Annotated in this window: 26 protein-coding genes; 20 read left to right on the forward strand and 6 right to left on the reverse strand. The window is 67.1% G+C overall.

Features of this window, described 5'->3' with window-relative positions; translation table 11 throughout:
* Positions 1-84 precede the first annotated feature (84 nt).
* The gene (locus OHZ10_RS17340) at positions 85-663 is read right to left on the reverse strand and encodes a TetR/AcrR family transcriptional regulator (RefSeq protein WP_174993751.1); all 579 of its coding nucleotides are present in this window, start codon (positions 661-663) and stop codon (positions 85-87) included.
* A 201-nt stretch (positions 664-864) separates the two neighbouring features.
* Between OHZ10_RS17340 and zwf the strand changes: the two genes are divergently transcribed.
* The gene (gene zwf / locus OHZ10_RS17345) at positions 865-2,340 is read left to right on the forward strand and encodes a glucose-6-phosphate dehydrogenase (RefSeq protein WP_059238732.1); all 1,476 of its coding nucleotides are present in this window, start codon (positions 865-867) and stop codon (positions 2,338-2,340) included.
* 86 nt (positions 2,341-2,426) lie between these two features.
* Here zwf and OHZ10_RS17350 read toward each other — a convergent pair whose 3' ends face one another.
* A complete protein-coding gene (locus OHZ10_RS17350) occupies positions 2,427-3,365 on the reverse strand; it encodes a LysR family transcriptional regulator (protein WP_059238730.1) in 939 nt (312 codons plus the stop codon).
* Between the two features lie 101 nt (positions 3,366-3,466).
* Here OHZ10_RS17350 and OHZ10_RS17355 point away from each other — a divergent pair, with 101 nt between their 5' ends.
* From OHZ10_RS17355 to OHZ10_RS17385, 7 genes are all read left to right on the forward strand, one after another.
* Entirely contained in the window at positions 3,467-4,669 is a 1,203-nt protein-coding gene (locus OHZ10_RS17355; RefSeq protein ID WP_342705426.1) for an MFS transporter, read from the forward strand.
* A 29-nt stretch (positions 4,670-4,698) separates the two neighbouring features.
* Entirely contained in the window at positions 4,699-5,022 is a 324-nt protein-coding gene (locus OHZ10_RS17360) for a MoaF-related domain-containing protein (RefSeq protein ID WP_059240887.1), read from the forward strand.
* 12 nt (positions 5,023-5,034) lie between these two features.
* The gene (locus OHZ10_RS17365) at positions 5,035-5,985 is read left to right on the forward strand and encodes an LLM class oxidoreductase (protein WP_342705427.1); all 951 of its coding nucleotides are present in this window, start codon (positions 5,035-5,037) and stop codon (positions 5,983-5,985) included.
* A gap of 149 nt (positions 5,986-6,134) precedes the next feature.
* Entirely contained in the window at positions 6,135-6,941 is an 807-nt protein-coding gene (gene dkgB, locus OHZ10_RS17370) for a 2,5-didehydrogluconate reductase DkgB (RefSeq protein WP_059238723.1), read from the forward strand.
* 94 nt (positions 6,942-7,035) lie between these two features.
* Complete coding sequence (locus OHZ10_RS17375; RefSeq protein ID WP_342705428.1) at positions 7,036-8,151, forward strand: alkene reductase; 1,116 nt, start codon at positions 7,036-7,038, stop codon at positions 8,149-8,151.
* A gap of 20 nt (positions 8,152-8,171) precedes the next feature.
* A complete protein-coding gene (locus OHZ10_RS17380; protein WP_059238719.1) occupies positions 8,172-9,134 on the forward strand; it encodes a cyclase family protein in 963 nt (320 codons plus the stop codon).
* A gap of 144 nt (positions 9,135-9,278) precedes the next feature.
* The gene (locus tag OHZ10_RS17385) at positions 9,279-9,797 is read left to right on the forward strand and encodes a DUF3455 domain-containing protein (protein WP_059238717.1); all 519 of its coding nucleotides are present in this window, start codon (positions 9,279-9,281) and stop codon (positions 9,795-9,797) included.
* A gap of 122 nt (positions 9,798-9,919) precedes the next feature.
* Here the strand turns inward: OHZ10_RS17385 and OHZ10_RS17390 are convergent, their stop codons facing one another.
* The gene (locus tag OHZ10_RS17390; RefSeq protein ID WP_342705429.1) at positions 9,920-10,585 is read right to left on the reverse strand and encodes an O-methyltransferase; all 666 of its coding nucleotides are present in this window, start codon (positions 10,583-10,585) and stop codon (positions 9,920-9,922) included.
* Between the two features lie 48 nt (positions 10,586-10,633).
* Between OHZ10_RS17390 and OHZ10_RS17395 the strand changes: the two genes are divergently transcribed.
* From OHZ10_RS17395 to OHZ10_RS17405, 3 genes are all read left to right on the forward strand, one after another.
* The gene (locus OHZ10_RS17395) at positions 10,634-11,311 is read left to right on the forward strand and encodes a TetR family transcriptional regulator (protein WP_059238712.1); all 678 of its coding nucleotides are present in this window, start codon (positions 10,634-10,636) and stop codon (positions 11,309-11,311) included.
* A 540-nt stretch (positions 11,312-11,851) separates the two neighbouring features.
* Positions 11,852-13,240 (forward strand): NCS2 family permease, encoded by a 1,389-nt coding sequence (locus OHZ10_RS17400; protein WP_059238711.1) that lies wholly within the window; start codon positions 11,852-11,854, stop codon positions 13,238-13,240.
* A gap of 215 nt (positions 13,241-13,455) precedes the next feature.
* The gene (locus OHZ10_RS17405) at positions 13,456-14,049 is read left to right on the forward strand and encodes a hypothetical protein (RefSeq protein WP_059238709.1); all 594 of its coding nucleotides are present in this window, start codon (positions 13,456-13,458) and stop codon (positions 14,047-14,049) included.
* A 10-nt stretch (positions 14,050-14,059) separates the two neighbouring features.
* On the opposite strand, the gene OHZ10_RS17410 is transcribed toward OHZ10_RS17405, so the two are convergent.
* Positions 14,060-14,461 carry a CopD family protein gene (locus OHZ10_RS17410; protein WP_059240886.1) on the reverse strand — a complete coding sequence of 134 codons (402 nt, stop codon included), beginning with the start codon at positions 14,459-14,461 and terminating at the stop codon, positions 14,060-14,062.
* Positions 14,458-14,766, reverse strand: a complete 309-nt coding sequence (locus tag OHZ10_RS17415) for a DUF3817 domain-containing protein (RefSeq protein WP_059238707.1) — start codon at positions 14,764-14,766, stop codon at positions 14,458-14,460. The genes OHZ10_RS17410 and OHZ10_RS17415 overlap by 4 nt, the downstream gene beginning before the upstream one ends.
* 107 nt (positions 14,767-14,873) lie before the next feature.
* Here OHZ10_RS17415 and OHZ10_RS17420 point away from each other — a divergent pair, with 107 nt between their 5' ends.
* From OHZ10_RS17420 to OHZ10_RS17435, 4 genes are all read left to right on the forward strand, one after another.
* On the forward strand, positions 14,874-15,821 hold the full coding sequence (locus tag OHZ10_RS17420) for a GlxA family transcriptional regulator (protein WP_256087103.1): 948 nt from the start codon (positions 14,874-14,876) through the stop codon (positions 15,819-15,821).
* A gap of 67 nt (positions 15,822-15,888) precedes the next feature.
* On the forward strand, positions 15,889-16,809 hold the full coding sequence (locus OHZ10_RS17425) for a LysR family transcriptional regulator (protein WP_174993760.1): 921 nt from the start codon (positions 15,889-15,891) through the stop codon (positions 16,807-16,809).
* 226 nt (positions 16,810-17,035) lie between these two features.
* A complete protein-coding gene (locus tag OHZ10_RS17430; protein WP_059238701.1) occupies positions 17,036-17,818 on the forward strand; it encodes an ABC transporter substrate-binding protein in 783 nt (260 codons plus the stop codon).
* A 227-nt stretch (positions 17,819-18,045) separates the two neighbouring features.
* Positions 18,046-19,161, forward strand: coding sequence for a succinylglutamate desuccinylase/aspartoacylase family protein (locus OHZ10_RS17435; RefSeq protein WP_059238700.1), 1,116 nt, complete (start codon positions 18,046-18,048; stop codon positions 19,159-19,161).
* Between the two features lie 122 nt (positions 19,162-19,283).
* Here OHZ10_RS17435 and OHZ10_RS17440 read toward each other — a convergent pair whose 3' ends face one another.
* Entirely contained in the window at positions 19,284-20,090 is an 807-nt protein-coding gene (locus tag OHZ10_RS17440) for a MetQ/NlpA family ABC transporter substrate-binding protein (protein ID WP_059238698.1), read from the reverse strand.
* 308 nt (positions 20,091-20,398) lie between these two features.
* On the opposite strand from OHZ10_RS17440, the gene OHZ10_RS17445 reads away from it, so the two are divergent.
* The 5 genes from OHZ10_RS17445 to OHZ10_RS17465 all read left to right on the forward strand — a co-directional run bounded on the left by OHZ10_RS17445 (position 20,399) and on the right by OHZ10_RS17465 (position 25,463).
* Positions 20,399-21,556, forward strand: coding sequence for a porin (locus OHZ10_RS17445; RefSeq protein ID WP_059238696.1), 1,158 nt, complete (start codon positions 20,399-20,401; stop codon positions 21,554-21,556).
* A gap of 208 nt (positions 21,557-21,764) precedes the next feature.
* Entirely contained in the window at positions 21,765-22,025 is a 261-nt protein-coding gene (locus OHZ10_RS17450) for a DUF2866 domain-containing protein (RefSeq protein WP_011353838.1), read from the forward strand.
* Positions 22,026-22,149: 124 nt separating this feature from the next.
* Positions 22,150-22,542, forward strand: coding sequence for a DUF6232 family protein (locus tag OHZ10_RS17455; protein ID WP_059238694.1), 393 nt, complete (start codon positions 22,150-22,152; stop codon positions 22,540-22,542).
* A gap of 186 nt (positions 22,543-22,728) precedes the next feature.
* Positions 22,729-22,956: a hypothetical protein gene (locus OHZ10_RS17460; protein WP_059238692.1), complete on the forward strand. Its 228-nt coding sequence runs from the start codon at positions 22,729-22,731 to the stop codon at positions 22,954-22,956.
* Positions 22,957-23,195: 239 nt separating this feature from the next.
* Positions 23,196-25,463 carry a TonB-dependent hemoglobin/transferrin/lactoferrin family receptor gene (locus OHZ10_RS17465; RefSeq protein ID WP_342705430.1) on the forward strand — a complete coding sequence of 756 codons (2,268 nt, stop codon included), beginning with the start codon at positions 23,196-23,198 and terminating at the stop codon, positions 25,461-25,463.
* The last annotated feature ends 33 nt before the right edge of the window (positions 25,464-25,496 follow it).

The following is a 25,496-nucleotide window of genomic DNA, read 5'->3' on the forward strand; positions in this document are numbered from 1 at the left end:
CTGCATCGCCCTGCCTGACACCCGCTGCCGGCCACTGTCGCGACGCGCGCAACCGCACGCGCCGCCACGACCGCAATCCTTGACTCACACCGCGTGCAACACGGCCCACAACGCGCGAAACCCGGCTTCCCGGTACGCATCGGCCCGCGCCGGATCGCGCGCGATCGACTCCATCGCCGTTTCCGCGATCGACATGAACAATGCCGAGCAGAACGCATGCGCGTCGTCGCGGTCCAGCGCGCCCGTCGCGGCGACCTGCTCGCGCAGCAGCGTGCTGATCCCGCTGAAGCCTTCGGCGCCGGCCGCGCGATGCGCATCGTCGATGCGCCCGCTCACGCCGAGCTGCTGCAGCGCGCGCCGCCCGTCCGGATTCGCGGCGCCCCACGACACATAGCCGTTCCACGCATGCCGCACGGCCTGCTCGACCGGCGCGTGTTCCGGAAACCCGGCCATCATCGCTTCGCGCATGTCGGCCTTCAGGCTGAGATACAGCGCGTTCAGCAACGCATCCTTGGTCTCGAAGTACGTGAACACCGTGCCTTCCGCCACGCCGGCGAGCCGGGCGATGCGTGCGGTCGTCGCAGTCGCGCCGTCCTCCGCGAGCGCGCGGGCGGCGGCGGCGAGGATGGCATCGTGCTTGTCGGGACTGCGCGGTCGGGCCACGTTCGATTCCTTTAATGAGTGAGCGCTCAATCATAATCAGGCGATCATGTGAAAGGCAAGCGCTGTTACATCTGGCCGAACGCATACGCAATCCATCAAAACGGTGCACTATTAGGGTTTTGCCGTACCGGCGGCGGCGCAACCTGGCCCGATGCCCTCGACGTTCGTTTCACGTTCACCGTTTCAAACCGCGAACCTCCCATGACGAATCAGCCTACCCAGACCGCGGCCGACCGGCCCGTCGACATGATCATTTTCGGCGGCGGCGGCGACCTGGCCGCCCGCAAGCTGTTGCCCGCGCTGTACATGGCGCACCTGCACTGCAACCTTCCGCCCGAGACGCGCATCATCGCCGTCGGCCGCCGCGACTGGGGCATCGACGGCTATCGCACGTTCATGGAAGAGCAGTCGCGCCCGTTCATCGACGAGAAGGCGTTCGACGCCGATGCGTGGAGCCGCTTCCTCGATCTCTTCAAGTACGTGCTGATCGACGTGAATGCGCCGGAAGACTACCTGCGGCTCGCCGAAGCGGCGCGCGGCGATGCGATCCGCGTGTTCTACCTGTCGACGTCGCCGGAGCTGTTCACGACGATCTGCGACAACCTGTCGGCCGCGCACCTCGTCGACGCGCGCTCGCGCGTCGTCCTCGAAAAGCCGCTGGGCCACGATCTCGCGTCCGCGAAGGCGATCAACAATGCGGTCGGCAAGCACTTCGAGGAATCGCAGATCTATCGGATCGACCACTACCTCGGCAAGGAAACCGTGCAGAACCTGATGGTCCTGCGCTTCGGCAACCCGATCTTCGGGCCGCTGTGGCAGGCGCCGAGCATCCGCAGCGTGCAGATCACGGTGGCGGAAACGGTGGGCGTCGGCAGCCGCGCGGGCTTCTACGACCATACGGGCGCGCTGCGCGACATGGTGCAGAACCACCTGCTGCAGCTGCTGTGCATCGTCGCGATGGAGCCGCCCGTGTCGCTCGACCCGGACGCGGTGCGCGACGAGAAGCTGAAGGTGCTGCGCTCGCTGCGCCCGATGTCGCTGTCCGACGTCGCGCGCGACACCGTGCGCGGCCAGTACACGGCCGGCGCGGTCGACGGCCAGCCGGTGAAAGGCTATCTCGAGGAAGACAACGTGCCGGCCGACAGCCGCGCGGAGACCTTCGTCGCGCTGCGCGCGCACATCAACAACTGGCGCTGGGCGAACGTGCCGTTCTTCCTGCGCACGGGCAAGCGGCTGCAGCGCCGGCAGTCGGAAATCGTGATCGAGTTCGCGGACATGCCGTTCTCGATCATCCCGACCGGCCCGCGCCACTACAGCAACCGCCTCGTGATCCAGCTCCAGCCGGAAGAGTCGATCCAGCTGCAGATGCTCGCGAAGGAACCGGGCAGCGGGATGAACATGGTGCCGGTCAACCTGAACCTCGACCTGCAGCAGGCGATTCCGGAGCGGCGCGCGGAAGCGTACGAACGGCTGCTGATCGACGTGATCCGCGGCCGCCTCACGCACTTCATGCGCCGCGACGAGCTCGAAGCCGCATGGTCGTGGGTCGAGCCGATCCTCGACGGCTGGAAGCAGCTCGGCGACCGGCCGCGGCTGTACACGGCCGGCACGTTCGGGCCCGCGGCATCGTCGGCGCTGCTCGCGCGCGACGGGATGTCCTGGGCGGAAGAGGCGTAACGGCTGCTGCACGACGGCGTGCCGCCCGCGCGGCACGCCCGATCACCCGGGGCGGCGCCCGCCCCGTCTTCCCGGCGAGCCCGCTGCTACAGCGGCTCCAGCCACGCGGCCTTGCGCCGCGCCGGCGCATCGCTGCTGCTGCCGCCCAGCACCTCGATCATGTAGTCGACGAACGACGCGATCCGCGACGAGATCGCGGTATTGCGGTAGTACACCGCATGGATCGGCTGCTCGACCTCGAGCGTCTGGCGCGCGAGCACCTGCACGAGCCGGCCCGCTTCGCGATCCTGCGCGGTCATGAAATCCGACAGGCAGACGACGCCCGCACCCTCCAGCGCGAGCTGCCGCAGCGTCTCGCCGCTCGACGAACAGACGTCCGGCCCGATGCGGCACGCTTCGCCGTCGGTGCCGAGGATCGGCCACACGTTCAGCGATTCGGGCTGCGTGAAGCCGAGCAGCGTGTGCTTGTCGAGATCCTCGGCCTTGCGCGGCTGGCCGTGCGCGTCGAGATACGCGGGGCTCGCGAGGATGCGCAGCCGGCTGTTGCCGATACGCCGGCTGTGCAGCGTCGAATCCTTCAACCGGCCGATCCGGATCGCGACGTCGGTGCGCCGCTCCAGCAGGTCGATGATGCCCTCGTTGCTGTTCAGTTCCAGCTCGACCTTCGGAAAGCGTTCGCGATAGCCGCGCACGAGCGGCACGATCACGTGCAGCATGAACGGCGTCGCGGCGTCGACACGCAGGCGCCCCGACGGCATCTCGCGCCGCGCGAGCATCTGTTCTTCCGCGTTCTCGACCGATTCGATGATCGCGCGCGCATCCTGCAGGAACGCACGCCCCTCCTCGGTCAGTTCGAGCCGGCGCGTGGTCCGGCGCAGCAGCGTGGTCTTCAGCTTCTCCTCGAGCCGCGCGAGCGTGCGGCTCGTCGCCGACACGGTGAGGTCGAGCTGCTGGGCGGCAGCGGTAATCGAACCGGTGTCGACCACGGCGGCAAAGGCCTGGAGTTCGTCGAGCGTGATCTTCATTGTTGACTTGAAATCAAAACAATTTGGTTTATAGACCAGTTTTTCCGCAAAAGTAAAGTCGGCACACTGCGATCCATCCTTACTGGAACCTGGATCCCATCATGCCACTCGCCCTGCTTGCGCTGACCATCAGCGCCTTTGCCATCGGCACGACCGAATTCGTGATCGTCGGGCTGATCCCGACGATCGGCGCCGATCTCGGCGTCAGCCTGCCGTCGGCCGGCCTGCTCGTCAGCCTCTATGCGCTGAGCGTCGCCATCGGCGCGCCGCTGCTCACCGCGCTCACCGGCCGCGTGCCGCGCAAGACGCTGCTCGCCGGGCTGATGGCGCTCTTCACCGTCGGCAACCTCGTCGCCTGGCAGGCGCCGAGCTACGAATCGCTGATCGTCGCGCGCGTCCTCACCGGCCTCGCGCACGGCGTGTTCTTCTCGGTCGGCTCGATCATCGCGACGACGCTCGTGCCGAAGGACAAGGCCGCCAGCGCGATCGCGACGATGTTCAGCGGGATGACCGTCGCGTTCGTCGCCGGCATTCCGCTCGGCACCTTCATCGGCCAGCACTTCGGCTGGCGCGCGACGTTCCTCATCGTCGCGCTGTTCGGCCTCGTCGCTTTCCTCGGCGCAGTCGCCTTCGTGCCGCGCGGGCTGCCGCAGACGCCGCCGGCGCCGCTCGCCCGCCAGCTGCGCGTACTCGCCCAGCCGCGCCTGCTGCTCGTCTTCGCGATGACGGCCGTCGGCTACGGCGGTTCGCTGATCGCGTTCACGTACATGGCGCCGCTGCTCGAACAGATCGCCGGCTTCACGCCGTCGCAGGTCAGCCTCGTGCTCGTCGGCTACGGCGTGTCGGTCGCGTTCGGCAACGTGTGGGGCGGCAAGCTCGCGGACGCCGTCGGCCCGGTGAAGGCGCTCAAGCGGATCTTCCTGCTGCTCGCGATCGTGCTGCTCGCGCTGACCTTCACGATCCACGTGAAATGGCTCGCGGTGCTGACGATGCTCGCGTGGGGCGCCGTCGCGTTCGGCAACGTGCCGGGCCTGCAGGTGTACGTCGTCAAGCAGGCGCGCCACTTCGCGCCGGACGCCACCGACGTCGCCTCGGGCTTCAACATCGCCGCCTTCAACCTCGGCGTGGCCGGCGGCTCGTCGCTCGGCGGCCTGATCGTCGCGAACGTCGGCCTCGGCCACACGCCCTGGATCGCTGCCGTCGTCACGCTGGGCGCGTTCGCGCTCACCGCACTGGGCGGCCGTCTCGACCGCCGCCACGGGCTGCCGGAACGCACGGCCGAACCCGTCGAACTCGCTCATTGAACGTCACTTTTTTGCAGGAGCTCATCAGCATGAACGCATCGACCCAACGTCCGCCGTTCGCCGGCAAGACTTTCGAAGTCCGTTACGACGGCCTCACCGCACTCAACGCGTACGACGAGGACGGCCTCCACATGCGCTACGAGATCACCGCAGGCCCGTACACGGGCGCGCAGGGTGAAGTCGAATACGCGTGGCAGCGCATCGCCGGCGAGACCTACGCGATCTCGTGGCAGGAAGCCGACCGCGCGACGGTCGTGCACATCGACGATTTCGCCGCCGGCACGTCGCGCACGTTCTTCACCGCGTCGTCGCTCGATTTCCATCGCCTCGAAGGCAGCCTGCGCGCGGTCTGAACGGAGCCCGACATGCCCACTTCACTCGACAAACTCGCCGACGGCGGCTTCAGCGTCGGCATCGAACTGCCGCTCGACAACGACTGGTCGCCGGCCGGCGACGCGAAGCGCCAGCATCAGGGCCGCCGCCCCGGCGTGCCCGACCTGGAGATCCACGCGGAGCTTGCGCAACTGGCCGACACGCTCGGCTTCCGCGCACTCTGGGTACGCGACGTGCCCGTGTACGACCCGTCGTTCGGCGACGCCGCGCAAGTGTTCGAAACGTTCTCGTATCTCGGCTACCTCGCCGGCATCACGCACGACATCCTGCTCGGTACGGCCGCCGTCGTGCTGCCGCTGCGCGAGCCGCTGCTGACGCTGAAATCGGCCGCGACGATCCAGGAACTGAGCGGCGGGCGCCTGATGCTCGGCGTCGCGAGCGGCGACCGGCCGGTCGAATATCCGCTGTTCGGCCGCGACTTCGCGTCGCGCGGCGCGAATTTCCGCGCCCAGATCGCACTGCTGCGCGACGGCGCGCGCGGCCACCTGCCGCCCGGCCTCGACGTGCTGCCGGCTGCCCGTTCGCCGGTGCCGCTGCTCGTCGCGGGTCTCGCCCAGCAGACGCCCGCATGGATCGGCGAGCACATGGACGGCTGCCTCGCATATCCGGGTACGCCGGCCGACCATGCGCAGCGCAGCGCGAACTGGCGCGCGGTGGCCGGCGGCAAGCCGTACGTGAGCTTCATCCACCTCGACCTCGCGGAAGATCCGCACGAGCCGCTGCAGCGGCACCGCTTCGGCGCCCGCGCGGGCCGCCTCGCGCTGACGGAAGAACTCGCGGCGATGCGCGACGCGGGCGTGCAGCACATCGGCCTGCATTTGCGCCGCAACCGCCGCCCGCTCGACGAGACGATGGCCGAGATCGCATCGGACGTGCTGCCCGCATTCCATCCGAAGACGAACGCGCAAACGCGCGCCGCATAAGGCCGGCGACGGTCTTCGGCAGGCCCGCGGCACGATCAATATTTGATTTTAAATCAAATATTATTGACCTCTAAAGGCGTTTATTTCATCAGTCTCAAGCGCCAGAATGACTCCCATACCGCAACCGTTCCCCCTCCCAGGAGCACATGATGAGCAAGATTCCCGCATTCGGCCTCGGTACTTTCCGCCTGCAAGGCCAGGTTGTCATCGACTCGGTCCGCAACGGCCTCGAAGCCGGCTACCGCGCGATCGACACCGCGCAGATCTACGGCAACGAAGCCGAAGTCGGCGAAGCGATCGCCGCATCGGGCGTGCGTCGTGAAGACCTGTTCCTGACCACGAAGATCTGGGTCGACAACTACGCACCGGAAAAGCTGGTCGCGAGCCTCGAAGAAAGCCTGCGCAAGCTGCGTACCGACACCGTCGACCTGACGCTGATCCACTGGCCGGCCCCGGGCAACGGCGTGTCGATCCAGGCATTCATGACCGCACTCGCCGAAGCGAAAGCGAAGGGCCTCACGCGCCAGATCGGCATCTCGAACTTCAACATCGAACTGACGAAGGAAGCGATTGCGGCCGTCGGCAAGGATGCGATCGCGACGAACCAGATCGAACTGAGCCCGTACCTGCAGAACCGCAAGCTCGTCGAGTTCCTGAACCACGAAGGCATCCACGTGACGTCGTACATGACGCTCGCGTACGGCAAGGTGCTCGGCGACCCGGTGATCGGCGCGATCGCGCAGCGTCACAACGCGACGCCCGCGCAAGTCGCACTCGCCTGGGCGCTGCAGCTCGGCTACTCGGTGATCCCGTCGTCGACGAAGCGCGAAAACCTTGCAAGCAACCTGCTCGCACAGACGCTGCGCCTGACCGACGAAGACATGGCGCACATCGCCGCGCTCGAGCGCAACGGCCGCGAAGTCGACCCGGCCGGCCTCGCGCCGAAGTGGGACTAGGGCCTGTTCCCGCGAATAGCGGGCTTGCGCTAGCCCTGCCCCCTCAATCGACCCGTCCGCGGCCAGCCGGCCGCGGCACCGACAGGACACCACCATGATCCAGGACCCGCTTTTTCAACCGTTGCGACTCGGCGCGCTGACGCTGCCGAACCGCATCGTGATGCCGCCGATGACGCGTTCGCGCGCCAGCCAGCCCGGCGACGAAGCCAACGAACTGATGGCCGCGTATTACGCGCAGCGCGCGAGTGCGGGCCTGATCGTCAGCGAAGGCACCTACATCGCGCCGCTCGGCAAGGGCTACGCATGGACGCCCGGCATTCACACGCCGGCGCAGGTCGCCGGCTGGCGCAAGGTGACGGACGCCGTGCATGCCGCGCACGGCCGGATCTTCGCGCAGCTGTGGCACGTCGGCCGGTTGAGCCACACGAGCCTGCTCGGCGGCGCGCAGCCCGTATCGTCGTCGCCGATCCAGGCGAAGGGCGTGAACGTGTTCGTCGCCGGTGAAGACGGCAGCACGCCGGGCTTCGTGCAGGCGTCCGAGCCGCGCGCACTGTCCGTCGACGAGATCCGCGAGATCGTCGATCAATACCGCGCCGCCGCACGCCATGCGATCGAAGCCGGCTTCGACGGCGTCGAACTGCACGGCGCGAATGGTTACCTCGTGAACCAGTTCATCGATTCGAACGCAAACACGCGCACCGACGCATACGGCGGCTCGCTGGAGAACCGGCTGCGCTTCCTGCGCGAAGTCACGCAGGCGCTGATCGACGGCACCGGCGACGCATCGCGCGTCGGCATCCGCCTCGCGCCGCTGACCACGCTGAACGGCTGCGTCGACGACGATCCGGAAACGACCTATCTCGCCGCCGCGAAGCTGCTCGGCGAACTCGGCGTCGGCTACCTGCACATCGCGGAAGCCGACTGGGACGACGCACCGCTGATGCCGGTCGCCTTCAAGCAGCAACTGCGCGCCGCGTACCCGGGCGTGCTGATCTATGCCGGCGCGTACACCGCCGAGCGCGCGCGCGAAGCGATCGCCGCCGGCTGGGCCGACCTCGTCGCCTTCGGCCGCCCGTTCGTCGCGAATCCCGACCTGCCCGAGCGCCTGCGCACCGGCGCCACGCTCACGCCGCATGACCGCAACACGCTGTTCGGCGGCGGCGCCCAGGGCCTGACCGACTATCCGACGCTCGCGCAAGCCGCGGCCTGAACGGATCACTGGAGTCCAGCATGAAAGCAACACTCGCCCGGCTCGCGCTCGCCGCGATCCTGCCGTTCGCGGCCGCACAGGCGGCCCACGCCGCCCCGTCCGCAGCGGCGGCCGACTGGTATCCGTCCGTCTATGGCGCGAACGACGAAATCGGCGCGGCCAACCTGCTGACGCCCGACGTCATCAAGCAGGCCGTCGGCCTCGTGAAGGCCGGCAAGACCTATCCGCTGGCCGTGCCGGTGGACAAGAACCTGCCGGCATTCCGCCACCGCAGCTTCCGCCTGTACAACGTGCAGGTCGGCCAGCAGGCCGGCAAGAGCCTCGGCCCGAACAAGTTCACGTTCAACGACGAACTCGTCAACGCGTGGACCGGCGTCGGCACGCAGCTCAACGGCATCGGTCACATCGGCATCGACAACGTGTACTACAACGGCAACAAGGCGGCCGATTTCGTGACCGTCGACGGCGTGAAGAAGCTCGGCGTCGAGAAGGTGCCGCCGATCGTCACGCGCGGCGTCGTGCTCGACATGACCGCCTACTACGGCAAGCCGATCGTGCCGGGCGGCACCGAGTTCACGGTCGCCGACATCCAGGCCGTGCTGAAGAAGCAGGGGCTGACGCTGCGCAAAGGCGACGTCGTGCTGTTCAACACCGGCTGGCTGGAGCTGATCGGCAAGGACAACAAGCGGTTCCTCGAAGTCGAGCCCGGCATCGGCATGGAAGCCGCGCAGTGGCTGGCCGACCAGGGAATCGTCGCGTTCGGCGGCGACACGTGGGCGTCGGAGGTTTATCCGAATCCGCACACGCAGGACGAGTTCCCGATCAACCAGTACATGCTCGCGAAGCGCGGCATCTACAACCTGGAGCTGATCGACAGCCGCGCGCTGGTGCGCGACAAGGCGTGGGAATTCCTGTTCGTGCTCGGCCAGCCGCTGTACGTCGGCTCCACACAGGTCAACATCAACCCGGTCGCGATCCGCTGATCGCGCATCCGCCCCCCGACAATCGCGGCCGCTATCGCCGCGATTGTCATTTCCGAATTGCAGCTCGCGCAATCGGCGTCTAACGTTGACGGGATCGACTCCGCACGAGCACGACCGTCACCCGACCTGAAAGGACGCCCCGCCATGCCACGCCGCTCCCCGACACGCAACATGCTGCTGGCCCTTGCGGCCGGTCTTTCCCTGGCGGCATTCAGCGCGCCTGCGCGGGCCGACGAGGCTGCCGGCCTGACGCCGCCAGCGCCGGCCACGCCGGTACTGGCGACCGCCGCGAGCGGCGTGCAGGTCTACACGTGCGAATACGACGCCGAACACCGGCTCGCGTGGGCCTTCCAGCACCCGGAGGCGCTGCTGTTCGATGCCAACGGCACGCTCGTCGTGCGGCACGGCGCGGGGCCGTCGTGGGAAGCGCTCGACGGCAGCCGCATTACCGGCAAGAAACTCGCGGAAGCGCCGAGCACGCGCCCGGCCAGCATTCCGCAACTGCTGCTTGCCGCAACGCCAGCCGCCACGGGCACGCTCGCCGGCGTGCGCTTCGTGCAGCGGCTCGACACGGCGGGCGGCACGCCGCCGGCCGCGACGTGCACGACCGAGCATGCGGTCGGCCGCTTTCCGTACTTCGCGCGATACGTGTTCCTGAAGTGATGTGGGCGGCTTCACACGCACCGGGTACCATCCCGGCGCGCTTCATCACGCCTCCATTTGATCAGTTATCCTGCCTTTAAGGCGTGGAAGCGTGAAATCGCCGGCACCTTCGTTCCGCCTGCTCAGCGTATCCGCATCGACAACTCGACGTCGCCGCCGAACGGCACCGACAGATAGCCGTTTTCCGGTGCGCGCACGTAAGCGAGGTAGTCGGGGCTGTATTCCGCGTTGTCGGCCGCAACGAACGCCCCCGCCCTGAGGTGCGGTTCAACCAGCGCCAGTATCTCCGGATACAGCGCCTTCGCGCCGTCGAGCAGCAACAGGTCGATCGAATCCGGAAGATCGACGGCCAGCGTGCGCAGCGCATCGCCTTCGCGAAGCTCCACGAGATCGGCAAGCCCGCCCGCAGTCAGGTTCGCCTGCGCGCGCACGACCTTCGACGGCTCGAACTCGCTCGTGATCAGCCGCCCGCCGCCGTTGTCGCGCAACGCGGCCGCGAGATGCAATGTCGAAATGCCGAACGACGTGCCGAATTCGACGATCGCCCGCGCGCCGCCGCTGCGCGCGAGCATGTACAGCAGCGTGCCCGTCTCGCGCGACACGGGAAGCGGAAAATCCTTCAGGCGCGCATACAGATCGATGTAATCCGTCTTGCTGCGCATCAGCCGCGCTTGCTCGTCGCGCGACACGTCGGCGAAGGCCGGGCTCGTCGCGGGAGACGACGCCTCGGCTTCGTCGAACAGGCGCGCGAGCAGCGGCGCCAGCGGGTCTTGAATCAGGGTGGTCATGCGGATCTCCAGGGTCAGGTTGAGTGCGTCAATGCGCCCGACTAGAATATGACGAACTATTCAGGTTTTACTATTCGCATTGGCAAACCGCCCATGACCGACCGCCGCAACGCCCCGATCGCCACGCGCAAGCTGCCTCGGCAGGCGCGCTCGACCCGTCTCGTCGAAGACGTCCTCCAGGCCGCTATTCAGGTTTTGGCCACCGAAGGCGCGCAGCGTTTCACGATGGCGCGCGTCGCCGAGCGCGCCGGCGTGAGCGTCGGCTCGCTGTACCAGTACTTCCCGAACAAGGCGTCGGTGCTGTTCCGGCTGCAGCACGACGAATGGCGCCAGACGTACGAGATGCTGTGCGGGATCCTGCAAGACCCGCGGAAGACGCCCCCCGAGCGGCTGCGCGCGGCCGTGCACGCGTTCATCCGGTCGGAATGCGACGAGGCGAGCATGCGCATCGCGCTCGACGACGCGGCGCCCCTCTATCGCGACGCCCCCGAGGCGCAGGAAGCGAGGGCCGAGGGCAACCGGGCCTTCAGCGCGTTCATGCGCGAAGCGCTGCCCGACGTGTCCGACGCGACGCATGCGCTCGCTTGCGAGCTGATCGTCACGACGCTCACGTCGGGCGGCAAGGTGTTCTCCGAAACCGCACGCACGCCGGCGGAAATCGACGCTTTTTCGACCGCGATGGCCGACATGTTCTGCGCGTACCTCGCGCATCTCGCACCCGCTTGACCCATGAGGGCCAGAACGCGCGAGCGCAAGCCGCACGCGGCACCGGTATCATCCGGGTGCCGCTTGCGCGCGGCCGCGCATCGCGCCGCACGCCGCCGCCGTCATGCATGTGCGCGGCCCCCATGAAAGACATTCGTAAGATTCAATGCCTCACCCGCTTCCACCCTGCCCGCCGACCCCGCATTCAAATAGTCGCCTTAACGGATTCGAACTAGGCGTATACACGCGTGTCATCGCAACGAAGCCCGGTTGCACGCCGATATAAGCGCTGCGACATGCGCTGCATGCTCTTCCCCCGATGGGACGTGATGGGCCGCTCGCCTAACCTTCGCTACGGCAAAGCACACGTGACGGGGTCGACCACACCACGCGTCGTCCGACGCGACACCCTCGCGCTCGTTTCGATTCGCACGTAACGACACGCATCACGCGTCATTCGTCCCCACGACGTTGCCGACAAATCCCAACTAGATAGATACGAGACACCCTGACGACGGCTCGCTACGGGCCGTTTCAGCATGCTGATAAAGGAGCAAGCTCATGAGTGATACCCCGGTGCAGCCGACGGTCGACGTCGGCTCGGCAGAAACTGACTTTGGCACCAAGGGAGTCATCGACCGGTACTTCGGCATTTCGTCGCGCGGCAGCACGCAGCGCACCGAGATCGTTGCCGGCGTCACCACCTTCCTCGCGATGGTCTATTCCGTGTTCGTCGTGCCCGGCATGTTCGGCAAGGCCGGCTTCGACACAAGTGCGGTGTTCGTCGCGGTCTGCCTCACCACCGCGTTCGGCTCGCTGCTGATGGGCCTGTGGGCGAAGCTGCCGATCGCGATCGGCTGCGCGATCTCGCTGACCGCGTTCACCGCATTCGGCCTCGTGCTCGGCAAGGGCCTGCATCCGACGGTCGCGCTCGGCGCCGTGTTCCTGATGGGCCTCGTGTTCACCGGCATCTCGGTCACCGGCGTGCGTTCGTGGATCCTGCGCAACCTGCCCGCGGGCGTCGCGCACGGCACGGGTATCGGCATCGGCCTGTTCCTGCTGCTGATCGCATCGAACGACGTCGGTCTCGTGATCAAGAACCCGGGCGCCGGCCTGCCGGTCTCGCTCGGCCAGATCACCGCGCTCCCGGTCATCATGTCGGTCGTCGGCCTCGCCGCGATCTTCGGCCTCGAGAAGCGTCGCGTGCCGGGCGGCATCCTGCTCGTCGTGATCGCGATCTCGATCTTCGGCCTGATCTTCGATCCGGCCGTGAAGTACCACGGCATCTTCGCGCTGCCGTCGCTGAGCGCACCGGGCCACGCATCGCTGATCGGCGCGATGGACATCAAGGGCGCACTGTCGATGGCCGTGCTGCCGAGCGTGCTGGCACTGGTGATGACCGCCGTGTTCGACGCGACCGGCACGATCCGCGCGGTCGCCGGGCAAGCCGGCCAGCTCGACGAGAACGGCCGCATCATCAACGGCGGCCGCGCACTGACCGCCGATTCGATCAGCTCGATCTTCTCCGGCTTCCTCGGCGGCGCGCCCGCGGCAGCCTACATCGAGTCGAGCGTCGGCGTGGCCGCCGGCGCGAAGACGGGCCTCGCGGCCGCCGTGGTCGGCCTGCTGTTCCTCGTCGTGATGTTCTTCTCGCCGCTCGCGGGCCTCGTGCCGTCGTACGCCACCGCGCCGGCACTGATGTACGTCGGCCTGCTGATGCTCGGCAGCGTGAGCAAGCTGCACATGGACGACATGGTCGACGCGATGTCGGGCCTCGTCTGCGCGGTGTTCATCGTGCTGACCGCGAACATCGTGACGGGCATCATGCTCGGCTTCTCGACGCTCGTGATCGGCCGCATCGCCAGCGGCGAATTCCGCAAGCTCAACGTCGGCACCGTGCTCATCGCGGCCGTGCTCGTCACCTTCTATCTCGGCGGCTGGGCCATCTGACCGCGAAACATGCGCGACGTCGCCTGCAGAAGGGCGGCGCGCATCGGGACGACGACGTCTCCTCCACCATCATCGTTGATGGTCTCCAAGCCTGGGAACGCAAGTTTCCAGGCTTTTTTTATCGGTGCGGCGCAGCACGATGCGCGTCGCCGAAACGGCGCGACGCGAATCCGCGCCCGGTGCTACGATCGCGCTTTGCCCCTTCAGGAGCCGCGATGAACGCGCTCGGCATCGTCTCCGAATCGAGCACCCGGACCTCGGCGCGCAAGCCGCCGTTCATTCCGTCGTTCGGTTTCCACGAAGTGCATGAATCGCAGCCGATCGGCGCGCCGCCCGCACGCATCATCGACGCCGTCGCGTCGCTCGACATGCGCGCCGATCCCGTCATCGACGCGCTGATGATGATGCGCGAATTCCCGGCGGCCGCCGCCGGCGCGCTCCGCAACGGGCCGGCCCGCCCGCAACGCGCGCGCTTCGGCTTCAACTCGTTCACGCTGCTCCATCGCGACGACACGTCGCTGTCGCTCGGCCTCGTCGGCCGCTTCTGGCGTCCCACGCCCGACGTGCGCACCATCGCCGATGCAGCGGCTTTCATCCGGCACGACGATCCGCGCGATGCGAAGCTGGTGCTCCGGTTCGAGGTCGTCGGGCTCGCATCGGGTGCGCACATGCTGCGCACGGAAACGTTCATTCATTGCCCGAGCGCGCGCACGCGCTGGCTGTTCACGCCGTACTGGCTCGCGATCCGGCTGGGGAGCGGCTGGATCCGGCGCCGCACGCTGGCGGCGGTCGAGATGGCGCTGGCTTAGGCGCAATCCATCAGAACGGCTTGATCACGACCAGCCCGACGACGATCGCCGTCGCGGCCACGACCGCGCCCGCCGCCTGCCCGAGCCACGGTGCCGGCACGACGACCAGATCGTCTCGCTCCATGCGCCGCAGCGTGCCGGCCAGCATGCCGTGCAGCGCCGACAACGCGACGACGACCGCAAGCTTCACCGACAGCCACGCCGCCCCGAACCAGTGACCGCTCAGCGCGATCGCGATCCCCGTGATCCAGACGATCGCGAGTGCAGGCGCCGTCACCGTGCGATCCCAGCGCCGCACCGCGCGATGCACGGCGAGGTTCGCGATCCGGACACCGACGGACAGCATCAGCAGCCCGCCGGCAAACGTAACGACGGCCGCCACATGCACGGCCTTCAGCACCAGGTAGCTCATTGCGCGTGCCTCCGGCGCGCGATCCATCCGGCACTCGCCAGCCCCGCGAACGGCACGACGGCCGACAGCACGAGCCGCGCGACCTCGCCCCTGCTCCACAGCCCGCTCGACGCGGTGCCGACGACCGCCCACACATACATCGCGAACGCGATCCCGTGAACCGGGCCCATGACCGATACCGCGACCGGATAGCCGGCCAGATGCTTGAGCGGCACGGCCACGCACACCAGCACGACGAGCGTGGTGGCCTCCAGCAACGACAGGTATTGCAGGTTCCGCAATGCATTGCGATCGTCTTGTTTCATCGGCAGGGCTCCGGGTTGGTCCACGGCGATTGTCGCGTGTGGTGCGGGTTCGAGCCATTGGCTAGAATGACATCTTTCAACGGATTCTGGCCACGGCCACGAACGCCATGCACACGGTCGCCGTTCTCGCTTTGCCCGATGTCGTCCCGTTCGACCTGGGCGTCGCGTGCGATACGTTCGCGCGCGTGCGGTCGCCCGACGTCGCGCCCGCCTACCGCGTGCGCGTGTGCAGCGAGCAGCCGCGCGTCGCCGGCGACCTGTTCGAGCTGCGCCCGCCGTTTCGTCTCGACGCACTGGCCGACGCCGATACGATCATCGTCCCCGGCACGTCCGTGCCGCTCGCGCCCACACCGCGCCGCGCGATCGCCGCCCTGTGCGATGCGGCCGCGCGCGGTTGCCGGATCGCGTCGATCTGCAGCGGCGCGTTCGTGCTCGCGGAAGCCGGGCTGCTCGACGGCCTGCGCGCGACGACGCACTGGCTCGCGGCCGCCGAACTCGCGCGCCGCTATCCGGACGTCGAGGTCGACCCGAATGTGCTGTTCGTCGACAACGGGCAGATCCTGACGTCGGCCGGCGCGGCGGCCGGCCTCGATCTGTGCCTGCACATGATCCAGGCCGACTACGGCGCGGCGGTCGCCGTCGACGCCGCCCGCGCCGCGGTGGCACCGCGCGTGCGCGAAGGCGGGCAGGCGCAGTTCATCGCGCCCGAATGGCCGGCCGGCAGCGACGGGCTGCACGACCTGATGGACTGGCTGCAGGCGAACCTGCGCAAGCCGCTCACGCTCGATGCGATGGCCCGCCACGCATCGACGAGCGTGCGCACGCTGACGCGACGCTTCCAGGAGCAGACCGGCACATCGCCGCGGCAATGGCTGCAGACCGCGCGCGTCAGGCATGCTCAGCAGTTGCTGGAGGTGACGGCGCTGTCGATCGAGCATGTCGCAACCGAAGCCGGGTTCGGCTCGGTCACCGCGTTTCGCGAACGGTTCGCCCGCATCGTCGGCACGTCGCCGCAACGTTATCGCCAGGCGTTCCGCGCACGCGCCGGCGCGTGACGTTCCCCGGGACCACGACCTGCAGCATGAAACCGCCGCCCCCATTCGCGCCAACCGGACCCGACCGATGACCCGCATCCGCAATCCCCTGAACATCGCGCAGCTCCAGGCGTTCGTGTCCGCCGCGCACCTCAAGAGCCTGCGCGCCGCTGCGCGCGAACTCGGCGTCACGCAGCCGGCGATCACGCACACGATCCGCGAACTCGAAACCGCGCTCAACGCGGAGCTGCTCGCGCGCAGCGTGCGCGGCGTCGAGCTGACCGCGTGCGGCCACGCGCTGCTGCCGCGCGCCGAGCAGCTGCTCGGCGACATCCGTCGCACGGTCGAGGCCGTCGAGCAGGTGAAAGGCGAGATGTCGGGACGCGTCGCGGTCGGCACGATGCCGTCGATCGCGCTGACCGCTTTGCCGCATGCGGTCACGGCCTTCCGCCAGTCGATGCCGAACGTGAGCCTGCATCTCGAGGAAGTGACGGTGCCCGACGCGCTCGCGCAATTGCGCAACGGCACGCTCGACATCGCTGCAATGCACCATGTGCCCGCACTCGATCGCGATTTCACGCAATCGCCGCTGCTGTCGACCGAATTCACGATCGTGATGCGCGAAGGCCACCCGCTCGCGCATGCGCGCCGTCTAGAGGAACTGCTCGATGCCGAGTGGATCGTCACCGTCGGCGCCGAGCAGTTTCCGCACAGCGTGATGGTCGGGATGTTCGAGACGCACGGGCTGCCGCTGCCCAAACGTTTGCTGCGCTCGCCGATGTCGTTCGCGGTGACGCTCGGGCTCGTCGCGCGCTCGGACGTGATCGGCTGCTTCACGCGCCCGCTCGCCGAGATGGTCGCGCCGCTCGGCATCCGCACGGCCGAACTCGACGAAAGCATGCCGCGCTTCGACCTGTCGATCATCGCGCGGCGCGACCTGCTGCCCACGCCGGCCGTATCGCAATTCGTCACGTGCCTGCAGCGCGCGGTCAACGAAACGCTCGGCTGAATCGTTCCTGTGTCTGAAACGGCGGCGCCCGCAACGCGCCGCCGCCGGGCCCGGTATCGGGGCTTGTCCTAGGCGCCCTGCCGGTATTTTGTCTTGATAATCTTGCGCACGTCGCGCGCCCGCATCGGGCGGGCGAAACGGACAGTCCGACGCGAAGCCGCGGCGGGCCGAAGGCTTACGGCGCGGCACAACCGCGCACCCATCGAACAAAACGAGGAGTCACCTGGTGAAAAAGATTCTTGCGGCTGTGACCGTTGCCCTGCTCGCCGTATCGGCCGGCGGCGCGTACGCGAAGGACTGGTCGACCGTGCGGTTCGGCGTCGACGCAAGCTACCCGCCTTTCGAATCGAAAGGCGCTGACGGCAAGGTTGTGGGTTTCGACGTCGATCTCGGCAACGAAATCTGCCGCCGCATGAACGCGAAGTGCGTGTGGATCGAAAACGACTTCGACGGGATGATCCCGGCGCTGAAGGCCCGCAAGTTCGACGGCGTGCTGTCGTCGATGTCGATGACGCCGGCGCGTCAGGAGCAGATCGCCTTCTCGGCGAAGCTGTTCAACACGCCGACGCGCCTCGTGACGAAGAAGGGCGCGGGCCTGATGCCGACGGCTGAATCGCTGAAGGGCAAGTCGGTCGGCGTCGAGCAGGGCACGATCCAGGAAACCTACGCGAAGACGTACTGGGCCTCGAAGGGCGTGAACGTCGTGCCTTACCAGAACCAGGACCAGGTCTACGCCGACCTGATCTCGGGCCGTCTGGACGGCGCGCTGCAAGACGCGGTGCAGGCCGAAATCGGCTTCCTGAAGACGCCGCGCGGCGCGAATTTCGACTTCGCCGGCAAGGATATCGACGATCCGAAGACGCTCGGCAACGGCGCCGGCATCGGCCTGCGCAAGGAAGACACCGACCTGAAGTCGAAGATCGACGGCGCGATCGCCGGCATGCGCAAGGACGGCACGTACGACAAGATCGCGAAGAAGTACTTCGATTTCGACGTCTACGGCAAGTAATCCGCCACGCAAGCGCACGCTTCGCTTCGGCACAGACGGGCTCCGCAAGGCGCCCGTTTTTTTTTGCGCGCGCAGTGCAGACAACATTATTTTTTCCGTGCCAACCTGATGATTCTCAACGGAAAACTGCATGTTCTGGCGCCGGTTTGGTGGCGGTGAGAAAGGCAACGTACAATCGTCCTTCCACGCACACCGGACATTCGCGGCTGCGCCGCACTCCCCTCATCATGCAAACGCAGACCCATCCGCTGATTTCCCCCGCCGTCGGCACCGAACGCCAGATCACGAGCTTCCACTACGGCCCGCGCGGCGGCAAGAAGGTCTACATCCAGTCGTCGCTGCACGCGGACGAACTGCCCGGCATGCTGGTCGCCACGCTGCTGCGCCGCAAGATCGCCGCGCTCGAGACGGCCGGCAAGCTGCGCGGCGAAGTCGTGATCGTGCCCGTGCCGAACCCGATCGGCCTGTCGCAGCACGTGTTCGGCGATCACCTCGGCCGCTTCGAGCTCGGCTCGATGCAGAACTTCAACCGCAATTTCTACGATCTCGCGGCGCTGGTGCTGCCGCGCGTCGAACACCACCTCACGAACGACGCGCAGCGCAACCTCGTCGCCGTGCGCGCCGCGATGCGCGAAGCGCTCGACGAACAGAAGCCGCGCACCGAGCTCGACTCGCAGCGCCTCGCGCTGCAGAAGCTGTCGTTCGACGCCGATATCGTGCTCGACCTGCACTGCGACAGCGATGCCGTGATGCACCTCTACACGAATCCCGATCTGTGGCCGGACGTCGAGCCGCTGTCGCGCTATCTCGACGCGCAGGCGTCGCTGCTCGCGCTGAATTCGGTCGGCAACCCGTTCGACGAAATCCACAGCTTCTGCTGGTCGGATCTGCGCAGCCGCTTCGGCGACCGCTTCCCGATCCCGAACGGCGCGATTTCCGTCACGGTGGAACTGCGCAGCGAACGCGACGTGTCGTACGAGCTCGCCGAAAAGGACGCGCAGGCGATCGTCGAATACCTGACCGAGCGCGGCGTCGTCGACGGCACGCCGGCGCCGCTGCCGCCGCTCGCGCATCCGGCGACGCCGCTCGCGGGCACCGATCCGCTCGTCGCGCCCGTGTCGGGCGTGATCGTGTTCCGCACGCCGGTCGGCGCGATGATCGAGGTCGGCGAGGCAGTGGCCGACATCGTCGACCCGCTGACCGATCGCGTCGTCACGCTGAAGAGCAGCGTATCCGGCGTGCTGTACGCGCGCCAGATCGTGCGCTTCGCGACGGCCGGCATGGAAGTCGCACGGATCGCCGGCGCGACCGCGATCCGCACGGGTTCGCTGCTGTCGGCCTGAGCGCCCGCTGGGCGCGCCGGGCCACGGCGCGCCTCGCATGCACCAACGAAATCGCCCGCTTGCGCGGGCGATTTGCTTTCCGGCGGGCGCGTCGGCCGCCGGCCGGCACGCGTGAAGACCGGTCAGAACGCCGGCACGATCGCGCCGCTGAACTTCTGGTCGATGAACTTGCGCACGTCGTCCGATTCATAGGCCGCGACGAGCTTCTTCACCCACGGCTTGTCCTTGTCCTGCGCGCGCACCGCGATCAGGTTCGCGTACGGGCCGCGCAGATCCTCGATTGCGATCGCATCCTTCACCGGCGTGAGCCCGGCCTTCACCGCGTAGTCGGTGTTGATCGATGCGGCATCGACGTCGGGCAGCGCGCGCGGCAGCTGCGCGGCGTCGAGTTCGACGATCCTGATCTTCTTCGGGTTCTCGGCGACGTCGAGCGGCGTCGCGTTCACGCCGTTCGTACCGGCGCCCGCCTTCAGCTTGATCACGCCGTACTTCTGCAGCAGCAGGAGCGCGCGGTTGCCGTTCGACGGATCGTTCTGGATCCCGACCTTCGCCCCCACCGGCAAGTCCTTCAGCGACTTGAGCTTCTTCGAATAGAAGCCCATCGGCGCCGTATAGGTGAGCCCGACGTTCACGATCTTGTAGCCGCGCTGCTTGATCTGGCTGTCGAGGAACGGCTGGTGCTGGAAGCCGTTCGCGTCGAGATCCCCCGAATCGAGCGCCGCGTTCGGCTGCACGTAGTCGTTGAATTCGATGACCTTGATCGCGAGGCCGTCGCGCGCGGCGACCTTCGTCACCTCGGTCCAGATCTGCGCGTCGGGGCCGCTCATCGTGCCGATCTTCAGCGTTTGCGAGTCGGCGTGCGCGCCGGGCGCCGCGAATGCCAGCGCGGCAGCGAGTGCGCCGAGGCCGGTCAGGAATGAACGTCGCATGGTGTCCTCTTGTCCCGTGTCGTTTGTTGGAGCACGGATCGTGGCACGGGGCCGGAACGCCACCAACCAAGCTTATTTCATGTGCATATTCCTGATCCGGATCGATTCTCAGCCGAATTCGGTATAACTCCCGACTGTACAACCGGGCAGAATTCAGTGTCGCATCGGCACCACACATTCTTCATATGACAGTCGCTGTCATATTCATTACGTGCCCCGCCGATAAAGTTGCCGCCGGTCCGTGAAAGCGCCCATAGAGAGCGCCGGAACCGCAACTGGACACGCCATTTATTCGCTCGGAGAATCCTTTGAACAAGAAACTGTTGACCATCGCCGTCCTGGCAGCAACGGCCGGCACGGCGCACGCACAAAGCAGCGTGACGCTGTACGGCGTCATCGATGCCGGTATCAGCTACGTGAACCACAGCAAGACCGCCAACGGCGGTACGGGCAAGCTGTTCAAGTATGACGACGGCGTTGCCCAAGGCAGCCGTTGGGGCCTGCGCGGCACCGAAGACCTCGGCGGCGGCCTGAAGGCGATCTTCGTGCTCGAAAACGGCTTCAACAGCGGCAACGGCACGATCGGCCAGGGCGGCGCGATCTTCGGCCGCCAGGCTTACGTCGGCCTGAGCCAGTCGCAATACGGCACGGTCACGTTCGGCCGCCAGTACTCGTTCTCGACAGACATCCTCGGTTCGAACTACTCGACGGGCGGCAACACGGTCGCGGGTAACTACGCGTACCACGTGAACGACATCGACCAGCTCACGTCGAGCCGCATCAACAACGCCGTGAAGTTCCAGAGCGCGAACTACTCGGGCTTCACGTTCGGCGCGCTGTACGGCTTCTCGAACTCGACCGACTTCGCCGGCGCAGCCGCGACGACGTCGGGCACGACGACGACCGCAGGCTCGTCGCGCGCATACAGCTTCGGCCTGAACTACGCGAACGGCCCGCTGTCGGTCGGCGCAGCGTACACGGACATCCGCTTCCCGAGCCAGTCGTCGCCGGCATTCTCGACGACAATCGCGAACCTGAGCACGGGCAACGTCCGCGACCTGCGCACGTACGGTGTCGGTGGCCGCTACGTCTGGGGTCCGGCAACGGCATGGCTGCTGTGGACGCGTACGCAGTTCTCGACCGTTTCGGGCGCGGGCGGCACGTTCTACAACGCCTACGAAGCAGGCGCGAAGTACGCCTTCACGCCGGCTCTGTCGGGCGGCCTCGGCTACACGTACACGAACGCCACGCAGAACGGCAATTCGTGGCACTGGAACCAGGTCAACGGTATCGCCGACTACGCGCTCAGCAAGCGTACGGACGTGTACGGCCTGGTCGTGTACCAGCAGGCTTCGGGCAAGGGCGTGCAAGCGCAGATCGGCTCGAGCACGAGCTACTTCAATACGTCGGGCACGGGTTCGAAGAACCAGATCGCCGCACGTATCGGTATCCGTCACAAGTTCTAAAGCATCCGCTTAACTCGCGGATCACGACGGCAAGAAGCGCCCCGCTCCACGCGGGGCGCTTTTTTATGGGCTTTTAAGTTTCGCTTAATTCTGGGCTGAGAGGATGCTCTCACCCCCCCTGTTGGCCGCCTGAGCATCGGCGGCTTTTTTTTTAGACATGCCGACGGCGCCGCCATCGATTGCCCACAAGACAGGATCGGAGGCCATGATGATCGAAGATACCGTTTTCAGCCATCTGCACGCGATTCTGACGTGCCAACACTCGATGCCGGTCCAGAGCTGCCGCGTATCGGTTGAAATGCAGCGGCCCTGGGGCCGCCCGTATCGTCTCGTCGAATGGACGATGCATCTCGACGCGCCCGCGCGGCGCCAGATCGTGCCGGCCGAATCGACCGACGAAGAGATCGCCGAGGTCGTCGCATCGCACGTGCCGGGCCGGCTTTACGGCGACGGCCGGCTGCAGTTCTGAACGCGTTCCCGCGCCACCCGCTTCCCGTCTTTCGGCCGTCCCGCACGCATCGTGCGGCAGTCGGTCTCGTTTGACGCGGCAACGAAACCTGCTACGCTGCGCGTTTTCGTCCACGCAACACACGATGGAAAACGCATTCAACGAACGTGGCGTCATGGTCACGCGCAACGGCCTGTCGGCCGCCGGGCAGGTATTCGCACTGCGTGACATCCGCCAGGTCGATGTCGTCAAGATTCCGAAGAACCGTCTCGTTCCGTCGCTGATCTCATTGATCGGCGCGGCCGTCGCCATCGCGGGCGGCATCGGCGCATCGAGCGCCGCACTCGTCGTCGGCGTGATGCTCGTCGTCGTCGGCTATCTCGCGTGGGCCACGCAGGACATCACGTACCGGCTGATGGTCGAGATGCCCGACGGCAAGCGCGAAGCGCTGTCGAGCGCCGACGCCGCGTTCGTCGAACGCGTCGCGCAGGTCGTGCGCGATGCGCAGGCCGCCAGGACCGTCAGTCCCGCCGGCTGATTCCGTTCGCACGGCTGCACGTTTCGACTCGACGTTGCCGGACGCATGCGGCGAGTGTCGGCGCGTGCGGCTGCCTCGTCGAATCGCATTCCTGTCCGTCATCGCCCGCCCTGCACCTGCGCTGCGCCCGCCGACCGCCTAGTATGGAAAGAGCGGCCCGCCGCCGCATCGTCCGAGGAGGCCAGCATGAACGTCCAGTCGCTGTCCGGCACGCTTCGCGCGCAGGAGTTGCTGATCGTGTCGATGATCCGCGCGCTTCCCCCTGACGCACGCCGTGCGCTCGTCGACCTCTACACCGAACAGATCGTCTTCGCCGAACAGGCGGGCCTCGATGTCCACAGCGATCGCGCAACGCACGATGCGTTCATCGCGCATGCGCGCAACCTGCTGATCCGCATCGAAGCGCTGGCCTGACCGGCCCGCACATATCTCGCGACATTCCCGCCGCGGCTCGCGCGAGCCGCGCGGGCGAGCGCTCGCTCACACGCGCCGCGCTTCGTTCTTGTATTGATAATAATTCTCATTTACACTGGTAAAGTTGTCAGTTGCCTTTCAATTCGCCGTTTGCCGCATGTCGCGCGCAAACGGGCCAGCCAGGTGAACGCGTCACCCAGCCAGCCTTCGGGCTTGTTATCGTCAATGGGAGACCACCTGTGCATTGCTATACGCTGGCGCGGCGGCCGATCTGTGCCGCGCTGTTCGGCGCATTCGGCCTGTCCGCCGCCACGGCTCACGCCGATTCGTCGCCGCAAGGCGCCGCCCTGCCTTCTACCGTGCTCGTCGCCGCGTCCGCGCGCGGCGATGCGGCGCTGCTCGACCCCGTCACCGTCACGGCCACCCGTACCGCCACCGCTGCAAGCCGCACCGCGGCGTCCGTGTCGGTGATCACCGACGAGGATCTCGAGGAACAGCAGGCCACCAACATCAAGGACGCGCTGCGCTACGAGCCGGGCATCACGGTGCGCCGCACCGCGTACCGGCCAGGCAGCGCCGCGCTCGGCGGCGGCCGCGACGGCGATTCGAGCATCAACATCCGCGGCCTCGAAGGCAATCGCGTGCTGCTGATGGAAGACGGCATCCGCCTGCCGAACGCGTTCTCGTTCGGCCCGCTCGAAGCGGGGCGCGGCGACTACGCCGATCTCGACACGCTCAAGCGCATCGAGATCCTGCGCGGGCCGGCGTCGGCGCTGTACGGCAGCGACGGCCTGACCGGCGCGGTGAACTTCATCACGAAGGACCCGCGCGACCTGCTGTCGATCTACAACAAGCCTTATTACTTCTCGTTCCGGCCGAGCTACGACTCGGCCGACCGCAGCCTCGGCGCGACCGTGTCGGCCGCGGGCGGCAACGACCGCATCCAGGGGATGATCATCGCCGACGGCCGGCGCGGCCACGAAGTCGACACGCGCGGCAGCAACAACTCGGCGAGCACGCTGCGCACGACGTCGAACCCGCAGGACGTCTATTCGGAATCGCTGCTCGGCAAGCTCGTGCTGACGCCGACCACCCGCGACACGTTCAAGTTCACCGCCGAGACGGTGCAGCGACGCGTGAGCACCGACGTGCTGTCCGCGATCAATGCGCCGACCACGCTCGGCCTCACGACCCACGACCGGCTCGAGCGCAACCGCTTCAGCGTCGACTACGACTTCCGCGACGACGCGTTCCGCTGGTTCCAGACCGCGCACGTGCAGTTCTACTACCAGGACGCGAAGCAGGATCAGTACGCGTTCGAGACGCGCGGCAAACAGCCTTCGCGCTCGCGCGACAACCAGTACAAGGAACGCACGTTCGGCGGCTCCGCGTTCGCCGAGAGCGGCTTCGCGACCGGCCCGTTCGCGCACAAGCTGTTGTACGGCGTGGACGGCAGCGTGTCGCGCGTGACGAACATGCGCGACGGCACGGTGCCCGGCGTCGGCGAAGCATTCCCGAACAAGGCGTTCCCCGACACCGACTACACGCTGTTCGGCGCGTTCGTGCAGGACCAGATCGGTTACGGCCGCCTGCTCGTCACGCCGGGCCTGCGCTTCGACACGTACCGGCTGAGCCCGACCGAAAACGATCCGCTGTTCACCGGCAAGGCCGTGTCGACGAGCGCGAACGAACTGTCGCCGCGCGTCGCCGTGCTCTACGAGATCACGCCCGCGGTCATTCCGTACGTGCAGTACGCGCACGGTTTCCGTGCGCCGACGCCGGACCAGGTGAACAGCAGCTTCTCGAACCCGGTGTACGGCTACACGTCGATCGGCAATCCGAACCTGAAGCCCGAGACGAGCGACACGTTCGAAGCCGGCCTGCGCGGCAAGGCCGGCGCCGGCTACGGCGTCGTGCGCTACAGCGCGGCCGCGTTCACGGGCCGCTACCGCAACTTCATCTCGCGCACGACGATCGCCGGCAGCGGCCGGCCGGCCGACCCGTTCGTGTTCCAGTACGTGAACTTCGCCGACGCGCGCATCCACGGCCTCGAGGGCCGCGCCGAATGGGTGATGCCGAACGGCATCACGCTGAAGACGGCGATGGCGTTCACGAAGGGCTCGACGCAGAACGACGGCGCGGCCAGCCAGCCGCTCAACACCGTCAACCCGTTCTCCGCCGTGTTCGGCGTGCGTTACGAGCCGAGCGAACGCTGGTTCGTGCAGACCGACCTGTTGTTCCAGGCCGCGAAACGCGACAAGGACGTCGACAAGTCCGACTGTTCGAACAAGGCGTGCTTCACGCCGCCGTCGTCGTTCGTCGTCGACCTGCGTGGCGGCTACCGCTTCAACAAGCACGTGAGCGCGACGATCGGCATCCGCAACCTGTTCGACCGCAAGTACTGGAACTGGTCGGACGTGCGCGGCATCGCGGCCGATTCGCAGGTGCTCGACGCGTATTCGTCGCCCGGCCGCACGGTCGCCGTCAGCATGAAAGTGGATTTCTGATGCGCACCGCCTGCGCACCCACCCCAACCGTTA

This window comes from Burkholderia arboris (assembly GCF_038723655.1).
In the GTDB taxonomy this organism is placed as follows: Bacteria; Pseudomonadota; Gammaproteobacteria; order Burkholderiales; family Burkholderiaceae; genus Burkholderia; species Burkholderia arboris.